Source organism: Crocinitomix catalasitica ATCC 23190 (genome assembly GCF_000621625.1).
GTDB classification, from domain to species: Bacteria; Bacteroidota; Bacteroidia; order Flavobacteriales_D; family Crocinitomicaceae; genus Crocinitomix; species Crocinitomix catalasitica.
Window position 1 is genome coordinate 1 of the sequence record NZ_KK211320.1, and the last position, 1,821, is coordinate 1,821.

Genomic DNA, 1,821 nt, shown 5'->3' on the forward strand with positions numbered 1-1,821 from the left:
ATCAATAAAAATGGATGTACAGATACTTTATGTAAGAATATCATCGTTTATTCGCCAATTGAATTCGATAATGTCAATATTTTCAGTCCGAATGGTGATGGGGCAAATGATTTATTCACTTTCGAGTTTAAATCAAAATCAATTGCCGAATTTAAATGTGTAATTGTTGACCGATGGGGCATCACAAAAACCGAAATGAGTGCAATTACTGATACTTGGGATGGTACAGATATGAATGGTTCTAAATGTAATGACGGTGTTTATTTCTATACTTACGAAGCAATTACTGACAATGGTACAACATTAGTTGGCCAAGGAACGGTGCAGATTGTTGGCGGAGGGAAATAATAGTAAGTAATGAGCCTTGTTCTCCGGAGCCTTTAGAGAGGGAGAACGTTATTCGCTAAAGGCTACTCGAAGAAAGGGGGATAACCTTAGTTTCTGACAGGAAGCGCCGTATTTATTTAAAACTTGTTAGTTAGGTAGTTATGTGCTTCAACTGATTTGCTTTCCATCTTCTGCTTAATGGTTTAGTTGTCCAATAATCGATTTATCTAGATATATAGCCTGTTTAAGCAACAATTTTGATAAATTTAACGTCTTTACAAAAACAGAATTAAATTTATTGAAAGAATGGGAAAAAATATATTCGCAATGCTAATTTTTACGTTTGGATTTATATTCATGACGTTTTCACAAGAAGTCATCCATCTCAATCAAACTAAAGGCAAGATTGAATATAACCTAAATCAAAATCAAATAAAAATTTTAGCAAATGACGTTGATTTGGAGACGATTAAAATCATGAAAAATGATGAGTCTTCAATTATTAAGCCCGCTATTTTATTACCAACTTCACATGCAAAAGAATACGCGATTATAGATTTTTCAGCTTGTCCAAATGGCACTTACTTCTTTGAAGGTTTGAACGGGGAAGAAAAAATATATTTTACAATCACTCTATTAAAAAATAAAAATGAATAAAGCAACCTTAAATAAAATAGTTCAAGCTGTTTTTATTACATTAATTGTACTTTTTAGTAATAGTATTGTAATAGGTCAAACGCATATTGTACCGACTTCAGCTTCAACAACTGCAGGTGAATTTGGAGGGAGTACGATTATTGAAAACATATATAACGAAGCAACAGGATTTTCAGATCCTTTAACGGATGCTTTTACAAATACCTGTTCTGTTGCTAGCCCAATACCTTATATTTCGGGTTCTGGAATTACAACTGGAACATTAACTGTTGGCATACCTAGCTCATCTATTGATGCATTGCATATTTGGAATGGATGGTCTACGGATTGTGAATTGAATCATTCACTAAATAATATAACGTTAGAGTTTTTCTCTGGCGGAGTTTCTATTGCTACAGAAGTACTTACTGTTCCAATGCCTGACGGTTCTGGTTTTGGTTTTGTGGTTCCTTTTCTTACATCTTATCCGGCAATTGATGAAGTTACAATTGAAGTTAATTCATTACATGGAGGAAATGAAATAGGCATTATAGAATTAGGTTTTAGAGTTGGCGAAAGTTGTGAAGAGCTAACAACGACAGTTTCCTCAACAGATATTTGTGTTGGAGAAGAAGTTACATTAGAAGCAGCCTCCGAAATTGGTGGAACAATTACTTGGTCTGACGGAGTTGTTGATGGTGTTCCTTTTAGAATTGACGCGGAAGGAGTTTATACCTACACAGCAACGAGTGACGATCCTTTAGATTGTGAGTTTGAAGTTGAAATTACTGTTCATGGTCCACCAGAAGTAGTGGCAGCAGTTGACGAAGAAATTATTTGTTTAGGTCAATCAGTTTT

At 34.4% G+C, this 1,821-nt stretch carries 3 protein-coding genes; all 3 read left to right on the forward strand.

The window, feature by feature from the left end:
• On the forward strand, window positions 1-348 hold a 348-nt coding region (locus T367_RS24405; RefSeq protein WP_027421507.1), incomplete at its 5' end, for a T9SS type B sorting domain-containing protein.
• A 285-nt stretch (window positions 349-633) separates the two neighbouring features.
• The gene (locus tag T367_RS0120555; protein WP_027421508.1) at window positions 634-984 is read left to right on the forward strand and encodes a hypothetical protein; all 351 of its coding nucleotides are present in this window, start codon (window positions 634-636) and stop codon (window positions 982-984) included.
• Window positions 977-1,821, forward strand: an 845-nt coding sequence (locus T367_RS25125) for a hypothetical protein (RefSeq protein WP_035846965.1), incomplete at its 3' end; no start/stop codon positions are given. The genes T367_RS0120555 and T367_RS25125, both read left to right, overlap by 8 nt.

Coding starts and splice junctions, on each gene's coding strand:
- T367_RS0120555 (WP_027421508.1), top strand. CDS start 634: ATGGGAAAAAATATATTCGCAATGCTAATTTTTACGTTTGGATTTATA.